Source organism: Vibrio sp. 1727, from assembly GCF_033344415.1.
GTDB classification, from domain to species: Bacteria; Pseudomonadota; Gammaproteobacteria; order Enterobacterales; family Vibrionaceae; genus Vibrio; species Vibrio alginolyticus.
Window position 1 is genome coordinate 1 of the sequence record NZ_JAWPOT010000513.1, and the last position, 572, is coordinate 572.

Consider the following 572-nt stretch of genomic DNA (forward strand, 5'->3'; position numbering starts at 1 on the left):
CCGTTTGTCGCCCTCCAGATCTCTTAAAAGATGCTTTAAGCCTGATCCACTCTTCTTCTGTAATCAATGCTGGGTAATAGCCTTTTATTACATCTCCAACAGGTTCTTTGCGCACCCCCTTTTCGCCGTGCACATGCTCGACTGGTTGAAAGTCGCCGACAAGCTGTATCATCTTTAGATACTTCTCAACAATCTTTGTGTACCAAGTATTGCTGCGGTTCCAGCAAGGATATCCTTGCTCATTAAGATGAACTGTAATGCGATGAGCACCCCAGCCTTGCAGCTTTAAATCTACCATCTTGCGCACAATTCGCGCACGCTCAGGTATCAACACAAAGTGCGTTTTATCTTTGCTTAATTCAATCCAGCTAGGACTCATTGATGTGCGTCTCTCACCGCCCTCTTTTTCTAATAGTCGCTTGTGTGTGAATCTGGCACGTATGCGTTTTGATTTCTGTTCACTCTCTAAGTGCGCTAAATGTATTGCTGTAGTGATAAGCAGGTCTTGACCTAAGTCACTACTTTTGTCGTGATAAATGATCAGGTTGAAACGGCAAATGGCAACATCAATG

The 572-nt window shown here is 44.1% G+C and carries 1 protein-coding gene; it reads right to left on the minus strand.

Annotation, left to right across the window (positions count from 1 at the left end; all coding sequences use genetic code 11):
• On the minus strand, positions 1-572 hold a 572-nt coding region (locus tag R8O10_RS26665), incomplete at both ends, for a recombinase family protein (protein ID WP_318192154.1).